Origin of the sequence: Variovorax defluvii, assembly GCF_039541515.1 — a bacterium.
Classification (GTDB): domain Bacteria; phylum Pseudomonadota; class Gammaproteobacteria; order Burkholderiales; family Burkholderiaceae_C; genus Variovorax; species Variovorax defluvii.
In genome coordinates, this window is the sequence record NZ_BAABGJ010000076.1 from 1 (window position 1) to 330 (window position 330).

Sequence of the window (330 nt, forward strand, 5' to 3'; positions counted from 1 at the left end):
GCGTGCGGGCCGGTTCCACTGCGCTCCTCGGCGCGCACAGAGGGGAGTGGGTCGGGCCATCGCTGCGCTCGGCCACCAACGGCTCGCTGCGCTTCGCAGACAGTGTCGCAAGCTATGGCTTGCTCCAGTTGGCGAAGTCCCCGGCGCATGAGCTGGCGCAACGTGCGTGGAGATCCACTGCACTGACTCCCCCACACCCCACACAAGTACGCGCCATGGCGCGTTGGAGCTCCATCCCCTCTGCGCGTGCCGAGGAGCGCAGTGCATCCGGCCCGCACGCCTGCCGAAGGACAGGCGTGCTTCGTGATCTGACTCGCCGCAGCTGTTTGA